Annotated in this window: 8 protein-coding genes and 3 tRNA genes; 8 read left to right on the top strand and 3 right to left on the bottom strand. The window is 76.3% G+C overall.

Annotated elements, in window-relative coordinates; genetic code table 11:
* Nucleotides 1-37 precede the first annotated feature (37 nt).
* The gene (locus ACFV1L_RS14240; protein WP_380365713.1) at nt 38-637 is read right to left on the bottom strand and encodes a PepSY domain-containing protein; all 600 of its coding nucleotides are present in this window, start codon (nt 635-637) and stop codon (nt 38-40) included.
* A gap of 131 nt (nt 638-768) precedes the next feature.
* On the opposite strand from ACFV1L_RS14240, the gene ACFV1L_RS14235 reads away from it, so the two are divergent.
* Complete coding sequence (locus tag ACFV1L_RS14235) at nt 769-1,446, top strand: response regulator transcription factor (RefSeq protein ID WP_380365711.1); 678 nt, start codon at nt 769-771, stop codon at nt 1,444-1,446.
* Nucleotides 1,439-2,926: an ATP-binding protein gene (locus ACFV1L_RS14230; protein ID WP_380365709.1), complete on the top strand. Its 1,488-nt coding sequence runs from the start codon at nt 1,439-1,441 to the stop codon at nt 2,924-2,926. Before ACFV1L_RS14235 ends, ACFV1L_RS14230 begins: the two co-directional genes overlap by 8 nt.
* Nucleotides 2,927-2,933: 7 nt before the next feature.
* On the opposite strand, the gene ACFV1L_RS14225 is transcribed toward ACFV1L_RS14230, so the two are convergent.
* Nucleotides 2,934-6,140 (bottom strand): PAS domain-containing protein, encoded by a 3,207-nt coding sequence (locus ACFV1L_RS14225; protein WP_380365707.1) that lies wholly within the window; start codon nt 6,138-6,140, stop codon nt 2,934-2,936.
* 201 nt (nt 6,141-6,341) lie between these two features.
* Between ACFV1L_RS14225 and ACFV1L_RS14220 the strand changes: the two genes are divergently transcribed.
* The 6 genes from ACFV1L_RS14220 (at nt 6,342) to ACFV1L_RS14195 (ending at nt 12,612) form a co-directional block, all read left to right on the top strand.
* A tRNA-Ser gene (locus ACFV1L_RS14220) sits at nt 6,342-6,432 on the top strand.
* 199 nt (nt 6,433-6,631) lie between these two features.
* Nucleotides 6,632-6,707 (top strand) — tRNA-Arg (locus ACFV1L_RS14215).
* A 35-nt stretch (nt 6,708-6,742) separates the two neighbouring features.
* Nucleotides 6,743-6,818, top strand: a tRNA-Arg gene (locus tag ACFV1L_RS14210).
* A gap of 436 nt (nt 6,819-7,254) precedes the next feature.
* Nucleotides 7,255-10,113 (top strand): Ig-like domain-containing protein, encoded by a 2,859-nt coding sequence (locus ACFV1L_RS14205; protein ID WP_380365706.1) that lies wholly within the window; start codon nt 7,255-7,257, stop codon nt 10,111-10,113.
* 211 nt (nt 10,114-10,324) lie between these two features.
* Entirely contained in the window at nt 10,325-11,668 is a 1,344-nt protein-coding gene (locus ACFV1L_RS14200) for an SPFH domain-containing protein (protein WP_380365704.1), read from the top strand.
* Nucleotides 11,665-12,612, top strand: a complete 948-nt coding sequence (locus tag ACFV1L_RS14195) for a C40 family peptidase (RefSeq protein WP_380365702.1) — start codon at nt 11,665-11,667, stop codon at nt 12,610-12,612. Before ACFV1L_RS14200 ends, ACFV1L_RS14195 begins: the two co-directional genes overlap by 4 nt.
* Nucleotides 12,613-12,682: 70 nt before the next feature.
* Here the strand turns inward: ACFV1L_RS14195 and ACFV1L_RS14190 are convergent, their stop codons facing one another.
* On the bottom strand, nt 12,683-13,639 hold the full coding sequence (locus tag ACFV1L_RS14190; protein ID WP_380365700.1) for an aldo/keto reductase: 957 nt from the start codon (nt 13,637-13,639) through the stop codon (nt 12,683-12,685).
* Nucleotides 13,640-13,778 lie beyond the last annotated feature (139 nt).

The raw sequence follows: 13,778 nt of genomic DNA, 5'->3' as shown, positions 1-13,778 counted from the left end.
CGCGCAGCCGCGGCGGGGCCCTTCCGGTTCCGGACGGTCAGCGGTCGTGCGTGGTGTTGCCGGTGATCGAGCCGTCGGTGCCGTCCACCGTCACCAGGTGGCGCACCCCGTCGGCGCCCAGCACCTCGACGGCCCAGGAGCTGCCGCCGCCCTGCCGGCCGACCACCGAGAGCGCGTCGACCTTGCCGCCGGGCACCGCGCCCGCCGCCTTGGCCAGTGCCTGATCGGCGGGCACGGACGGCACCGGCGCCGGCGCCAGCCTCCCGGCCCCGCTGCCGGACAGCCCGCTCGCGCCGCCCTCCGCGCCGCGGTGCACGGCCTTCCCGCCGCTCTTCCGCTCGCCGTCCCCGTGGCGGTCCTTCCGACCGTCGGGCGCACCGGGCACGCCGGGGGCCCAGGGCCCGCCCGGGGCCCGCTCGGCGAACGACCGGGCGAACGGCGGCCGCTCCCGGCCCGGGTGGTGCGCGGCCACTGCGGCACCGACGACGGCGGCTCCCACCACCGCGACGGCCGCCGTGCCCAGCAACCACCGGCGGCCCGGCCGCTTCGGCAGCCGGACGTAGCGCTGACGGAACGTCGGAGCGGTCACCTTCTCGACCTCGGGCTCGAACGACTCCGGCGACTGCGGTTCGGACATCTGCACACACTCCCCTCGACGGCCCGGCCGGGAGCCTCCCGCCGGCCGGTCGCCCAGCTTGCCCCGCCCCGCCTGAAGCCAAGCTGAAGCCGCCCCCGCCGCCGGGATCGACGCCTGCCACGCTGGTCCCCATGCGCGTACTGGTGGTCGAGGACGAACGGCGGCTCGCCGCCGCCCTGCAACGCGGGCTGCGGGCCGAGGGGTTCGCGGTCGACCTGGCCCACGACGGCGAGGACGGCCTCTGGCTGGCCACCGAGCACGACTACGACGTGATCGTGCTCGACATCATGCTGCCCCGCCTGAACGGCTACCGGGTCTGCGCCCGGCTGCGGGCGGCCGGCGACGACACCCCGATCCTGATGCTCACCGCGAAGGACGGCGAACTCGACGAGGCCGAGGCACTGGACACCGGCGCCGACGACTTCCTGTCCAAGCCGTTCTCGTACGTGGTGCTGGTGGCCAGGCTGCGCGCCCTGGTCCGCCGCACCGGCCGCCGGCTGCCGCAGACCCTGGAGTTCGGGGACCTGGCGATCGACCCGGCCCGCCGCACCTGCACCCGCGCCGGCGCCGAAGTCCGGCTCACCACCCGGGAGTTCGCGGTGCTGGAGTGTCTGGCCCGGGCGTCCGGAGGGGTGGTCTCCAAGCGGGAGATCCTGGAGCGGGTCTGGGACTCGGCGTACGACGGCGACCCGAACATCGTCGAGGTCCACATCAGCGCGCTGCGCCGCAAGATCGACGCACCGTTCGGCCGCGCCGCCGTCGGCACCGTCCGCGGCGCGGGCTACCGGCTGGCGGTGGACGGTGGTTGACCTGCTCCGCCGCCTGCGCGGGCTGCCCCGCCGACTGCCGGTCGAGCTCCGCCGCCTGCTGCCGCGTTCGGTCCGCGCCCGCGCGACCTTCGCCGCCACCGCCGTGGTGACGCTGGCGCTGGGCGGCAGTTCGGTCGCGCTGCTCGCCGTCCTGCACGCCAACCTGCTCCGCACCGCGCAGCAGGCCGCGGTCGAGCAGGCCACCAAGGTCGTCGAGACGGCGGCCGTCGAGCACCTGCCGTCGATCCTCGCCCTGCACGGCGGGACGTCCGTCTGGGTGGTGGACGCCCAGGGGAAGCTGGTCGCCGCCACCCCGGACCTGCTGGCGCGCCCGGCCGTCCCCGCCCCGGCCGTCCCCGCCCCGGCCGTTCCCGCTCCGGACGTCCCCGGACCGATCGCTCCGGGTGTCGCGCAGCATCCGTTCCCGCGTCCCGCCGGCGAACGGCCGTGGGCGGTCGGCGCCCGGCTCCAGGGCCACGAGGAGCGGATGGTCACCATGAGCGTCACCGGTCCGGACGGGCCGCTCACCGTCCACGCCAACGCCTCGCTGCGCGAGGTGGACGCGGCCGGGGACACCACCGGCACCGCGCTGGCCGTCGGCGTTCCCGGGCTGGCGGTGCTGGTCGCGGCCGTCACCTGGCGGGTCACCGGCCGGGCGCTGCGACCGGTGGAGGCGATCCGCGCCGAGGTCGCCGAGATCACCGGGCACGACCTGCACCGCCGGGTGCCCGTCCCGCGCACGGGTGACGAGGTGGCGCGGCTGGCCGTCACCGTCAACGCCACCCTGGACCGGCTGGAGGACGCGGGACTGCGCCAGCGCCGCTTCATCGCCGACGCCTCGCACGAACTGCGCAGCCCCATCGCGGTGTTGCGCACCCAGCTGGAGGTCGCGCTGGCCCATCCCGATCCGGAGCTGTGGCCCGAACTGCTGGCCGACGCGCTGGAGGACACCGTCCGACTGCAGGACCTCGCGGCGGATCTGCTGCTGCTCGCCCGGCTGGACGCGGCGGATCCGGTCGCGGTCGAACTCCTCGACCTGGACGCGGTGTTCGCCGCCGCACTGGCCGCCCGGGCCGCCGACCGGGTCCCGATCGCGGCACAACTCGCCCACGGGGCCGTGGTGCTGGGCAACCGCACCTGGCTGACCCGGCTGCTCACCAACCTGGTCGACAACGCCCAGCGCTTCGCGGCGGGCCGGGTGGAGGTCGAACTGGCCGTCCGCGACGGCCTGGTGGTGCTGGAGGTGCGCGACGACGGGCCTGGCATCCCGGCGGACGACCGGGAGCGGGTGTTCGAGCGGTTCACCCGGCTCGACGACGCGCGCAGCCGGGAACTCGGCGGCGCCGGGCTCGGGTTGGCGATAGCCCGGGATCTCGCCGGACACCACGGCGGCACCCTGACCGTCGAGCCGGCCCCGGTCGGCGCCCGCCTGGTGGCCCGCCTGCCGCGGGCCGATCAGGCGGAGGGCGCCGTCGGCTGACGGAGCGTCAGAACGACCCGGCGGTGGCGACCTGCCCCAACGCGCCGACCCTGGCGAGCAGTTCGACGATCCGCCCCTGGACGTCGTCGGTGGTGGAGCGCTCGGCGAGGAACAGCACGTTCGCGCCGGTGCGGAGTCCGGCGCGGGCCTGCGGGTCGAGGTCGGCGGAGGTGTACACCACCAGCGGGGTGCGGTGCAGGCGGTCGTTGGCGCGCAGCCAGTCGAGCAGACCGTGGGTGCGCTGTTCGATCCGCTGGAGGTCCAGCACCACCAGGTTCGGCTGGATGCTGCTGGCGCGGGCGACCGCCTCGTTCTCGTCGGCGGCGTGCTCGACCTGCATGCCGCGCCGCTCCAGGCTGGCGACCAGTGCGGCGGCCACGTCCGGGTCGGACTCCACCAGCAGCACCCGGGCGGCGTGGTTCTCGCCGTCCCGGGGGGCCAGCGCGCGCAGCAGGACGGCCGGGTCGGCCCCGTAGGCGGCGTCCCGGGTGGCCTGGCCGAGTCCGGCGGCCAGCAGGACGGGGATCCGCCCGGCCAGGGCGGCGGTGCGCAGGGACTGCAGGGCGGTGCGGGTGATCGGGCCGGTCAGCGGGTCGACGAACAGCGCGGCGGGCGACTGCGGCACCTGCGCGTCGACCTCCTCGCGGGAGGCCACCACGACGGGGCGGAAGCCCCGGTTCTCCAGCGCGCCGCGGGTGGACGGGTCGGGTTCGGGCCACACCAGCAGGGGCCGGGGTCCGTCGAACTCCTTGGCCGGGGCGAGCGCGGCGACCGGCCGGGGCGGCGTCCGGCCCTCGACGGCGCCGGGCCCGGCGGGCAGCGCCGGCGCGCCGCCGTTCTCGCCCGAACCGGCGGTCTCCGCCTGCCCGTTGACGGCGGCCCGGGCGCCGGGCAGTTCGGCCTGCTGCGGCGTGCCGGGGGGCGGGAACGCGCCGGGGAACCCGGCCTGGAAGCCGCCCATCGGGCGCGGCGGGACGAGTTCGCCCAGCCCGCTGCCGACCGGCTGCGGCTGGCCCCCGTCGGGGGCGGTCGGCGGCGCGGGCGGCATCGGAGGGACGGCCGGAGCGGCGGGCCGGGCGACGGCCAGCGCGGTGGACGGCTCGGGGTCGGCGGCGGGGACGGGCGGGAGCACCGTCGTCACCTCTTCCGCGCTCTGCGCGGTGTCGGCGGGCAGGGCCAGCCGGCGGCGCCGCCCGGTGGGCTGCGCGGCGGGGGCGACGGGTTCCGGCGGGGTCGCGGGCAGCGCGTTCTCCAGGCCCGGGTAGACGGGCGTCCCCGCGTCCGGCACGCCCGGCAGGTGCAGGGCCGGCGAGCTGTCGTTCTGCGCGGCCGCCCGGCGGGCCCGGCGGCCGGTGGGGGCGGGCGGCTCGGCGCCCCGGCGGTCCTGCTCGCCGCCGGCGGGCTCTGCGCCGGCGGACGGCCCGGGCCCGAGTGCGATCGGCGCGCCGGGGGCCGGGCGGCCGCCCGCGGTGTCGTCCTCGCGGGCCGGGCGGGCCCGGCGACGGCCGGAGCCCTGGGTGTCGTCGGCCCGGGCGGCGGGGGCGGACTCCTTGCCCGGCTCGGGTTCTGACGCCGCGTCGGCGTCCGGCCGCGGCCCGGCCGCGGCGGGCTGCCCGGGGAGGTCGGGCAGCATCGCGGTGTCGGAGTCCTTGGGGACGTGTTGCTGCTTGTCGGGCGTGCCGCCGTCGCCGCCGTCGGGGTCGATCGGCAGTTCGACCACGTAGGTGGCCCCGGCGCCGCCGGGCAGGTCGTGCCGCTGCAGGACGCCGCCGTGCCGCTGGACGGCGGCGCGGGCGATCGGCAGGTGGACGGCGCTGGCGGTGCGGGCGGGGCCGCGCACCTCGATCCGGGCGACCTGGCCGCGCTGGGCGGCGGCCAGCACCACCATCGGCGGCTGCGCGCCGTCGGGCGCGGGTTCGGCGAACGCCCCGCCGACGGGGGCGGACTCGCCCTCGGCGTGGGCGGGCTCGGGCACCGGGGTGACGCCGCTGACGTCGGCGACCAGGTGGCCGAGCGCCTGGGCGAGGCGCTCGCGGTCGGCGAGCACCTTCACGGCGGCGGCGTGCACCGAGTAGCGGACCCGGCCCGGGCCGACCAGGTCGCCGGCCCGGTCGACGGCCAGCTGCACGACCTCGTCCAGGCCGATCCGTTCGCGGTCCAGTGCGGCCTTGCCGCGGTCGGCGGCGGCCTCGAAGCGCTGGTGTTCGAGCACGCCCTCGATGAGCCGGCCGAAGCGGCGGCACTCGTCGGCGAGCCGGCGCAGCGTCCAGTTGGCCTCGGGCCAGAGCTGGCCGGCGGGGTCGGCGGCGAGCTGGTCGATCCGCCGGTGCAGGGCGCCGAGCGCGCCGCCGAGTTCGGACTCCAGGACGGCGGTGAGGTGCTCGTTGCGGGCGGTGAGCGCGAGTTCGTGGGTGCGGTCGGTGAACGTCATGACCGCGCCGACGAGTTGTTCGCCGTCCCGGACCGGGGCGGTGGTCAGGTCGACGGTGACGGGGCTGCCGTCCTTGCGCCACAGCACGGTGTTGCGGATCCGGTGCTTGCGGCCGGAGTGCAGGGTGTCCATCAGCGCCGAGCTCTCGGCGGCCAGCGGGCTGCCGTCGGGCTGGGAGTGCTGGATCAGCGGGTGCAGTTCGCGGCCGCCGAGCTCGCTGGCCCGGAAGTCGAGGATGTGCGCGGCGGCCGGGTTGACCAGCACCACGCGGCCCTCCAGGTCGACGCCGAGGACACCCTCGGCGGCGGCCCGCAGGATCATCTCGGTCTGCTTGTGCTGGCGCCGCAGCTCCGACTCCACGCCGAGGCGCGTCGACAGGTCGCGGACCAGGAGCAGCAGCAGGTCCTGGTCGGTGGTGGCGAAGGACAGGAACCCGTGCGCCTCCCCGCCGCCCTCGTCCTTGAAGTCGTTCCCGGACACCTCGACGGCGAAGGTGGTGCCGTCGGTGCGCCGGGCGGTCATCCGGACCGGTGGTAGTTCCAGGCTTTCGGTCTCGCTCGCCGGGGGCCGCATCGAACCGGGGATTCGGCTGGGGTCGAACTCCGGCAGCAGGTCCAGCACTCCCCGTCCGACCAGCGAGGTGCCGGGCGCCTGCAGGCTCTCCACGGCGGCCTTGTTGGCGTCGACCACGGTGCCGTTGGAGTTCACCAGCAGCAGTGGGTCGGGCAGTGCGTCGAGTATCGCGGCGAGGCGAGCAGCGCCTCGGGTCGGCCTGCTGCTCACGTCGACAGGTCTCCTCACGCCTTCGGGCCGCCGCTTCGACGGGCGGCTCTGGCTCTCCTCGGAGACTGGAGTATCTCATTCTTCTTTGCGCCGTGGACGACCCGGCCAGTATCGTTGTGGTGGTTGGTGCCGGAGCCTTCGGCTGTGGCATCATCGCAGTCGCACGGATTGCGCCGGAGTCCCGGTCGCGGTCCGGGTGTTGGAGGCGTCGCCTAGTCCGGTCTATGGCGCCGCACTGCTAATGCGGTTTGGGCTTTATCGTCCATCGAGGGTTCAAATCCCTCCGCCTCCGCTCTGCCGGAAGCCCCGTCGGTCACTGACCGACGGGGCTTCTGCGTTGTCGGGCACTGTTCGCCCGGCGGCCGTCACGGCGTCGCCCGGTGGCCGCCACGGCGCCCTTGACGGGGCCGCCGGCAATCGATTTCGTCCCAGGTCGCCGGTCATGTAATGTTGTCCCCGCACCGCCCAAGAGGCCCAGGCCGACGGGGCGAGCGCTCATAGCTCAACGGATAGAGCACTTGACTACGGATCAAGAGGTTGCAGGTTCGAATCCTGCTGAGCGCACCAAATCTCCGCTCGCGGTTCCGCAAGGGGCCGTCCGAGCGCTCATAGCTCAACGGATAGAGCACTTGACTACGGATCAAGAGGTTGCAGGTTCGAATCCTGCTGAGCGCACCAGCCGAAGGCCCCGGGTTTCCACCCGGGGCCTTCGCCGTTCCCGGGGCGCGGGCCGGTGGGGGCTGTGCGGGGTGGTCGGCTTGCCCGGCCGTCGGTTGCGCCGGGCGTGAGCGCCGCGAGCGGGGTGTGCGGTCCGGCGTCGCCGCCGGTTCCGCCGACGCGCGCTTCGATGCGCACCCGCTCCTGTCCGACGATCAGTCAACTATGTGACCTTAGCGTCCGATTGATGCCTGCTTGGGCGGGTTGACGGGGGGCCTGCAGGGTATCCCCATGCTGCCGACGAGTGGCCGCCGATCGGGTGGTGTCAGCGGAATCCTCAGGTGTCGCGGTATGACCGAAACCAGATCGTGATTCCCTTTTGTCCGATCGTCATGACCATTCGGGCATGGCGTCGGACCGCGATCTTGGCGGACGACGACACCGAGAGGAGAGCCGGATGTGCCGACAGTTCCTCCACCGGGCTCCGGCCCCCGCCGCCCGCCCGGCCGACCGTGACCGTCCGGGGCCCCGGATCGGGCGGGGCACCGCCGTCCTGATCGCCACGGGGCTGCTCACCGGCGTCGCCGCACCGGCCACCGCCCAGCAGGCGCCCGACGGCTGGTCCGCCGAACGGAGCGCCCGGCTCCCCTCGGGGCTCGACGTCCGGTTCGACTTCGTGGCCGCCCCCGAGGTGACCGCCGAGGCCGCGCCCGGAAAGCTCGCCGAACGGCCCGGCGGCGGCAGCGCCTACGCCGACGGCATTCGCCCCGGCGATCCCGCCGAGACGTTCCGCGCCGCCGAGCGGCGGACCCGCGCGGACGGCTCGTGGCACACCCTCGGCACCCTGCGGCTGTCCTTCTCCCGGCCCGTGCGCAACCCCCGCCTGCACGTCAGCGGCCTGACCGGGCTGACCGCCGGCAAGGGCGGCACCACCGGCACCGGCACCCGGCTGATCGTCACCGGCGGCGCTCCCGCCGCCCCCGCACTGGTCGGCCGCACCGGCTGGAACGGCTGGAAGGTCGGCGCCGACTCGCTCACCCCCACCGTGCCGGACGGCGACGCGGACGACGCCGGAACCCTCGAACTCTCCGGCACCGTCAGCACCGTCGAACTGCGGGTCGACCGGCGCTCCACCGCCCGCGCCGGTTCCACCACCGCGCCCGTGACGCCCCGTCAGGCCTGGACGGTCACCCTCGACGAGGACCTGGGCAGTGCCCCGCCGGACTACGGCACCGCCTCCCACCTGGTCTCCGACCTGTTCCTCGGGCAGGACGCCGCCCGGGTCCGGCCCGGTCTGGCCCAGTCGGTCGCGAATCCGCTGCTGCCCGGTCCGACGGCGGGTGCGCCGCCGCCGCTCCGGGAGACCGGCCGACTCGCGCCGGAGGTGCGGGCGGACGACGGGGAGGGCCGCCGCAGCCCCTGGGCCACGCCGCTGCCGGACCGGCTCCGGCCGGCCCGGGCCGAGTACCGGGGCACCGACCCGAGCCTCGCCTTCCCCACCGGGACCGCCGCCGGCCAGGCCTACCGGCTGGACGTCCCGGTCAGCACCGGGGCCGGACCCGCCGTGCTGGCCGGCTGGATCGACTTCGACCACAACGGGCGCTTCGACCAGCGGGAGCGGGTGCAGGCCGACGTCCCCGCCGGGGCGGGCAGCGCCACGCTGGAGTGGCAGGTCCCGGCCGGCGCGGTCGGCGGTGACACCTGGGTGCGGCTGCGACTGGCCCACAACGGCGCCCAACTCGTCGCCCCCGACGGCTTCGCCGACTCCGGGCAGGTCGTCGACCAGCAGATCGCACTGGCGCTCGGCGCCGCCGCGCCGGAGATCGGGCTGCCCGTCCCCGGCTCCGTCACCGCCGAGGTGCGCCCAGAGTTCCGCGGCGACGACGCGCCCCCGGGGGCGGACATCGCCGTCCAGGAGGGCGGCAGCACACTGTGCACCGCCCGGCCCGACAGCGACGGCAGGTGGAGCTGCCGCCCCGACAGCGCGCTCGCCGAGGGCGCGCACACCCTCACGGTGGCGACGACGGCCGGATACGGCGGTGCCGCGCTGCGCGGCGACCCGTTCCGACTGACCGTCAAGACCACGCCGCCGACCGCCCCGGTGCTCACCCTGCCCGCCTTCACCAACGACCCGGGGCTGCTGGTCACCGGCCTCGGCGAGCCCGGCTCGACCGTCACCGTCAGCGCCGACACCGGCCCGGACGGCACCGACCTGTGCTCCATCGGCGTCGGCGCGGACGGCAGTTGGTCCTGCCTTCCGGTGGAGAACCTCGCCGACGGCCGCCACCGGCTCACCCCGCACGCCCTCGACGCGGCCGGCAACCACGCCGACGGCAAGCCCGTCGCCCTCACCGTGGACACCGTCGCGCCCGACCGGCCGCACCTGGCCTCGCCGTCGTCCGGCGCACTCCTGCCCACCGTCCGGCCCGCACTCGCCGGGCGCGCCGAACCGGGCAGCACCGTCACCGTCACCGCCCGCCCCGGCGAGGGCGAACGCGCCACGGTGTGCAGCGCCGTGGCCGCCGCCGACGGCGCCTGGTCGTGCACCGCCGCCCGCGACCTCCCGGCCGGCGAGGTGACGCTGCTCCCCACCGCCACCGACCCGGCGGGAAACGGCACTCCGGGCGACGCGGTGACGGTCCGGCTGTCCGCCGCCCCGGCACCGGGGAACACCGCCGCCCCGGCACCGGCCGCGTCGCCGACCCGGCCCGCGCCGTCGGTCCCCGCGCCCTCGGCCTCGGTTGCGACGCGCCCGGTCGCCTCGTCCGCCCCGGCCGCCTCGCCCGTCGTGGTCACCCCGTCCGTCCCGTCCGCCCTGGCGCAGTCGCCGTCGCCCGCGGCGCCCGGCGGCCAGTCCCTGTTCGCGGCCCACCCGCCGGCGGCCGCGGCCCCGGAGCACCAGCTCCCCGCCGCGACGGCCACCCCGCCCCGGCAGTCGCCGCCCACGGTCGCCCCGCCGTCGGGCAGTTCGCCCGCGACCACGCCGCCGGCAAGCACGCCCCCGGTGGGGACGCCGTCGCCCGGAGCGCCGGGTGCGAGCCGGCCGGTCGGGGTGCCGGTCCTGTCCGTGGCCGCGCCGGTGCCGCGTGACGTGCCGTCAGCGGATGCCGAGGCGCCGGCCGAGCCGGCTGCCGGCGGCGGCGAGGAGCACGGCGTCGGCCCGGTGCGTGCGTTGGCGGCGCCGCCGCCGAACGCGGTGGCGGCCGAGCACCGGGCGGCGGCCACCGGGTGGCGCGGGCTGGCCTGCGGGGCGCTGCTGATCGCGGCTGCCCTGGGGCTGCTGGCGCGCCGGGTGTTCGGGTCGCGTCCTCGCTGACTGCCTTCCGTGGCAGGTGCGTTGGGCGCTCGGGCGGCCGTTCGCGCAGGTCGCGGCGGGGTGCTGCCCGGTTCCTGCGAGTTTGCCGGGATAACGACACACCGCTTGGCAAATGTCGCATTTGATGATTGATCAGCCTAGCCTGAGCCTGGCACTGCCCGTCAGATCCGGGCCGCCCGGTGCGCGACACTCTGACCCTTAGGACACGTGCATGGACGTCACCCGCGACTCGTCGCCGCGACCCAACTCCTGGCCCTCGGCCACCGAGCCTCCTGCCGACCCCGTCGGCGCGACCCAACTGACCAAGGCCGTCGCCACAGCGGTCGGCAACCCGCTGATCAGGACCGCGGCACCGGACGGGGAGCACCCCGACCGGGGCGAGCCGACCGCGCAGCTCCCCGCCGTCGAACCGGCGCTGGTGCCGGTCGGCGCGGACGAGCCGGCCGCGATCCCGCCCGGCCCGCGGGCCACGCCCGAACCCTTCGCCGGCAACGGGCTGCGGCCGCTGGGCGCCGCGGGCAGGGACCGCGACCGGTCCGAGACCGGGGCCCACCCGACGGTGGCGGACGGCTCCGCGCACCGGCGGCCGCCGCGCGCCGACCAGTCGCTGCGCGAGCGCCCGGCGTTCGCCCTGCCGGGCTGGGTGCCGCTGCTGGTGCTGCTGCTCGGCGCCGCCGGGGTGGTGCTGGTGCTGGCCCGGGCCGGCGTGATTCCGCACCTGTCCGGCCTGCCGGACCTGCGCGACGCGGCCGCGAAGGCCGACGGGCCGCAGGTCGCCGACCGCACCGTCGTCTCCGTCGGCGCGATCGGGCTGGCGATGCTGGTCGCGCTGGCGGGGCTGCTGTCCAACCCGGGCGGCGAGACCCGGGTGCTGACCCGCTGGGGCCGCTACCGGGGCACGGTCCGCCGCACCGGCCTGCTCTGGGTGAACCCGCTGGTGCGCCGCCGCCGGGTGGACGTTCGGCTGCGGCACTGGCGCAGCGAACCGGTGCAGGTCACCGACCGGACCGGAACCCCGCTGCTGGTGCGGGTGCTGATCGTGTGGCGGGTCAAGGACACCGCCCGCGTCACCCTGGGCATCGCCGAGCACGAAACGTATCTGCGCGAGCAGGTGCAGGCCGTCCTCACCCGAACCGCCTCGACGCTGCCGTGCGACTCCAACTCCGCGCCCGGGCCCGCGCTGCGCGACGGCCACTGGTTCGCCGACGAGTTGACCCGGTCGCTCGCCGCGGAGACCGCCCCGGCGGGCATCGAGGTGTACTCGGTGCAGCCGCTGGCCCTGGACTACGCCCCGGAGGTCGCCGAGTCGATGCGCCGCCGCCGACTGGCCGACCTCGACGCGGGCCTGCGGACCGTCCTGGTGGACGACGCGGTGGAGGCCGCCGCGCTCGCGGTGCGCCGCCTGGAGCGCGCCACCGCCCACGAGTTGGACGACAGCGCGCGCAGCGCCCTGATGGAGCAGCTGCTGGTCGCATTCGTCGCCCCGGCCGGGGTCACCGCCTCGGTGCCCGGCCCGGCCGCCCGGCCGAACCGCAAGGAAGGGAAGCCCGCGTGAAGCCAGCGCTCGCCTCGATATCCACCGACCCCACCGATCTGCCCGACCGGTCGGACGGCCCGCTGCTGGGCTTCGCCGAATCCGACGGTGCGCCGACCTGCCGGTGCCCCGGGTGCGCCCGTCCGGCCGCCCGCACCGCCGGGTCCGGAGCGGCCGAGCGGGCGGGGCGCATTCATCGCGCCGTGCGCTCGACCTGTCTGGCCACCACCGTCCTGGCCGGCGCGGGAGCGGTCGGCCTGGGCCTGGGCGCGAGCACCGCGCACGCCGTGCCCGCGCCCTCCGGCCCCGGCTGGGACGGTCACGTCTACTGGTTCAAGAACGCGGCCGGCGAGTGGCGCTACACCAAGTGGCAGAGCGTCTACCTGGAGCGCACCGGCGGCGCCGGGAGCCAGTCGCAGCAGCAGGGTTCCGGCTCCTCGCAGGCCGGGGGCGGCGGGATCAGGCAGGGCTGGGACGGCCGCGTCTACTGGTTCAGGAACGCGGCCGGCGAGTGGCGGTACACCAGCCACTACGACGTGTACGTCTCGCGCACCGGCGGCGGTTCCACCGCCCAGCAGCCGAAGCCCGCCGCCCCCGCGGCGAGCGGCGTCGAGGCGGCGGTGTCGTACGCGCTGGCGCAGGTCGGCAAGCCCTACGTGTGGGGCGGCAACGGGCCGAACGGCTTCGACTGCTCGGGCCTGGTCCAGCAGGCCTTCCGGCGGGCCGGGGTCTCCACCCCGCGGGTCGCCGACGACCAGTACCGGGCGACCACCCCGATCACCTCGAAGCAGCTCCAGCGCGGCGACCTGGTCTTCTGGTCCGGCAACGGCCGGGTCTCCGGCATCCACCACGTCGCGATCTACCTCGGCGACGGGACGTACGTGGAGGCCCCGCGGCCCGGCAAGAACGTCCGGGTCTCCCGGCTGAGCAGCGGGTACTACCCGGACTTCTTCGGCCGCCCCTGACCGGCCCGGAAACGGCGACGGCGCCCCGTCCGCAGCAGCGGGCGGGGCGCCGGGGCGTGGTGACGCCGCGTCAGGCGGACGCGCCGTCGAGCAGCTTCAGCTCGGCCTCGGTCAGCCGCAGCGACAGGGCCGCCAGCAGCGGCGGCAGCTGCTCGACGGTGCGGGCGCTGGCCAGCGGCGCCGCCACGGTGGGCCGGGACGCCAGCCAGGCCAGCGCGACGGTGGCGACCTCCACGCCGTGCGCTTCGGCCACCTCGTCCAGCGCGGCCAGCACCCGCGGCCCGCGGGGCTCGTCGAGGTACCGTCCCGCGCCCTGGGCGCGGGCGCTGTCCACCTGCGCGCCGGGGCGGTACTTGCCGGTCAGGAAGCCGGAGGCGAGCGCGTAGTACGGCACCGCGGACAGGCCGTGCGCGGCGGCCGTCTCCGCCAGCGGGCCCTCGTAGGTGTCGCGGGAGACCAGGTTGTAGTGCGGCTGCACGGCCACGTACCGGGCCAGGCCCTCGCGGGCGGCGAACTCCAGCGAGGCGGCGAGCCGTTCCGCGCCGATGTTGGACGCGGCGACCTCCCGCACCTTGCCCTCGCGGACCAGCTCGTCCAGCGTGGTGACGATCTCCTCGACCGGGGTGTCCGGGTCGTCCCGGTGCGTGTAGAACAGGTCGATCCGCTCGATGCCGAGCCGGCGCAGCGAGCCGTCGACGGCGCGCCGCACGGTGTCCCGCTTCAGGTTGTCCAGGCCGGGCGCCATGCCGGCCTTGGTGGCGATCACGATCTGTTCGCGGTTGCCGCGGCTGCGCAGCCAGTTGCCGATCACCGTCTCGGACTCGCCGCCGGAGTTGCCCGGCGCCCACGCGGAGTAGACGTCGGCGGTGTCGACGAAGTTGCCGCCGCCCGCGGCGTACGCGTCGAGCACGGCGAAGGACTGCGCCTCGTCGGCCGTCCAGCCGAACACGTTGCCGCCGAGGGACAGCGGGGAGACGGAGAGGTCGGAGGGGCCGAGGGTCACCCGCGGGGCGTCACTGGTCGTCATGCAGGGGGACAACCCGTTCGGGTCCTGCTTGATTCCGCTGCGACCGGTTGTTCACCGGGGTGTCCTCCGAGGTGAGGGCTCCGTGCAGAGTGGGCCCGCAGTGGGGTCCGGGGTGTCGGCGGGCCGCCGGGGTTGGCTA

The sequence above is a fragment of the Kitasatospora sp. NPDC059646 genome, assembly GCF_042734615.1.
GTDB lineage: Bacteria > Actinomycetota > Actinomycetes > Streptomycetales > Streptomycetaceae > Kitasatospora.
Note: the sequence above shows the minus strand (reverse complement) of the source record. Positions and strands in the feature narration are given on the sequence as shown.

Excerpts from the sequence above, each read along its gene's own strand:
- ACFV1L_RS14240 (WP_380365713.1), bottom strand. The coding sequence starts at position 637 with ATGTCCGAACCGCAGTCGCCGGAGTCGTTCGAGCCCGAGGTCGAGAAG.
- ACFV1L_RS14235 (WP_380365711.1), top strand. The coding sequence starts at position 769 with ATGCGCGTACTGGTGGTCGAGGACGAACGGCGGCTCGCCGCCGCCCTG.
- ACFV1L_RS14205 (WP_380365706.1), top strand. The coding sequence starts at position 7,255 with ATGTGCCGACAGTTCCTCCACCGGGCTCCGGCCCCCGCCGCCCGCCCG.
- ACFV1L_RS14200 (WP_380365704.1), top strand. The coding sequence starts at position 10,325 with ATGGACGTCACCCGCGACTCGTCGCCGCGACCCAACTCCTGGCCCTCG.
- ACFV1L_RS14190 (WP_380365700.1), bottom strand. The coding sequence starts at position 13,639 with ATGACGACCAGTGACGCCCCGCGGGTGACCCTCGGCCCCTCCGACCTC.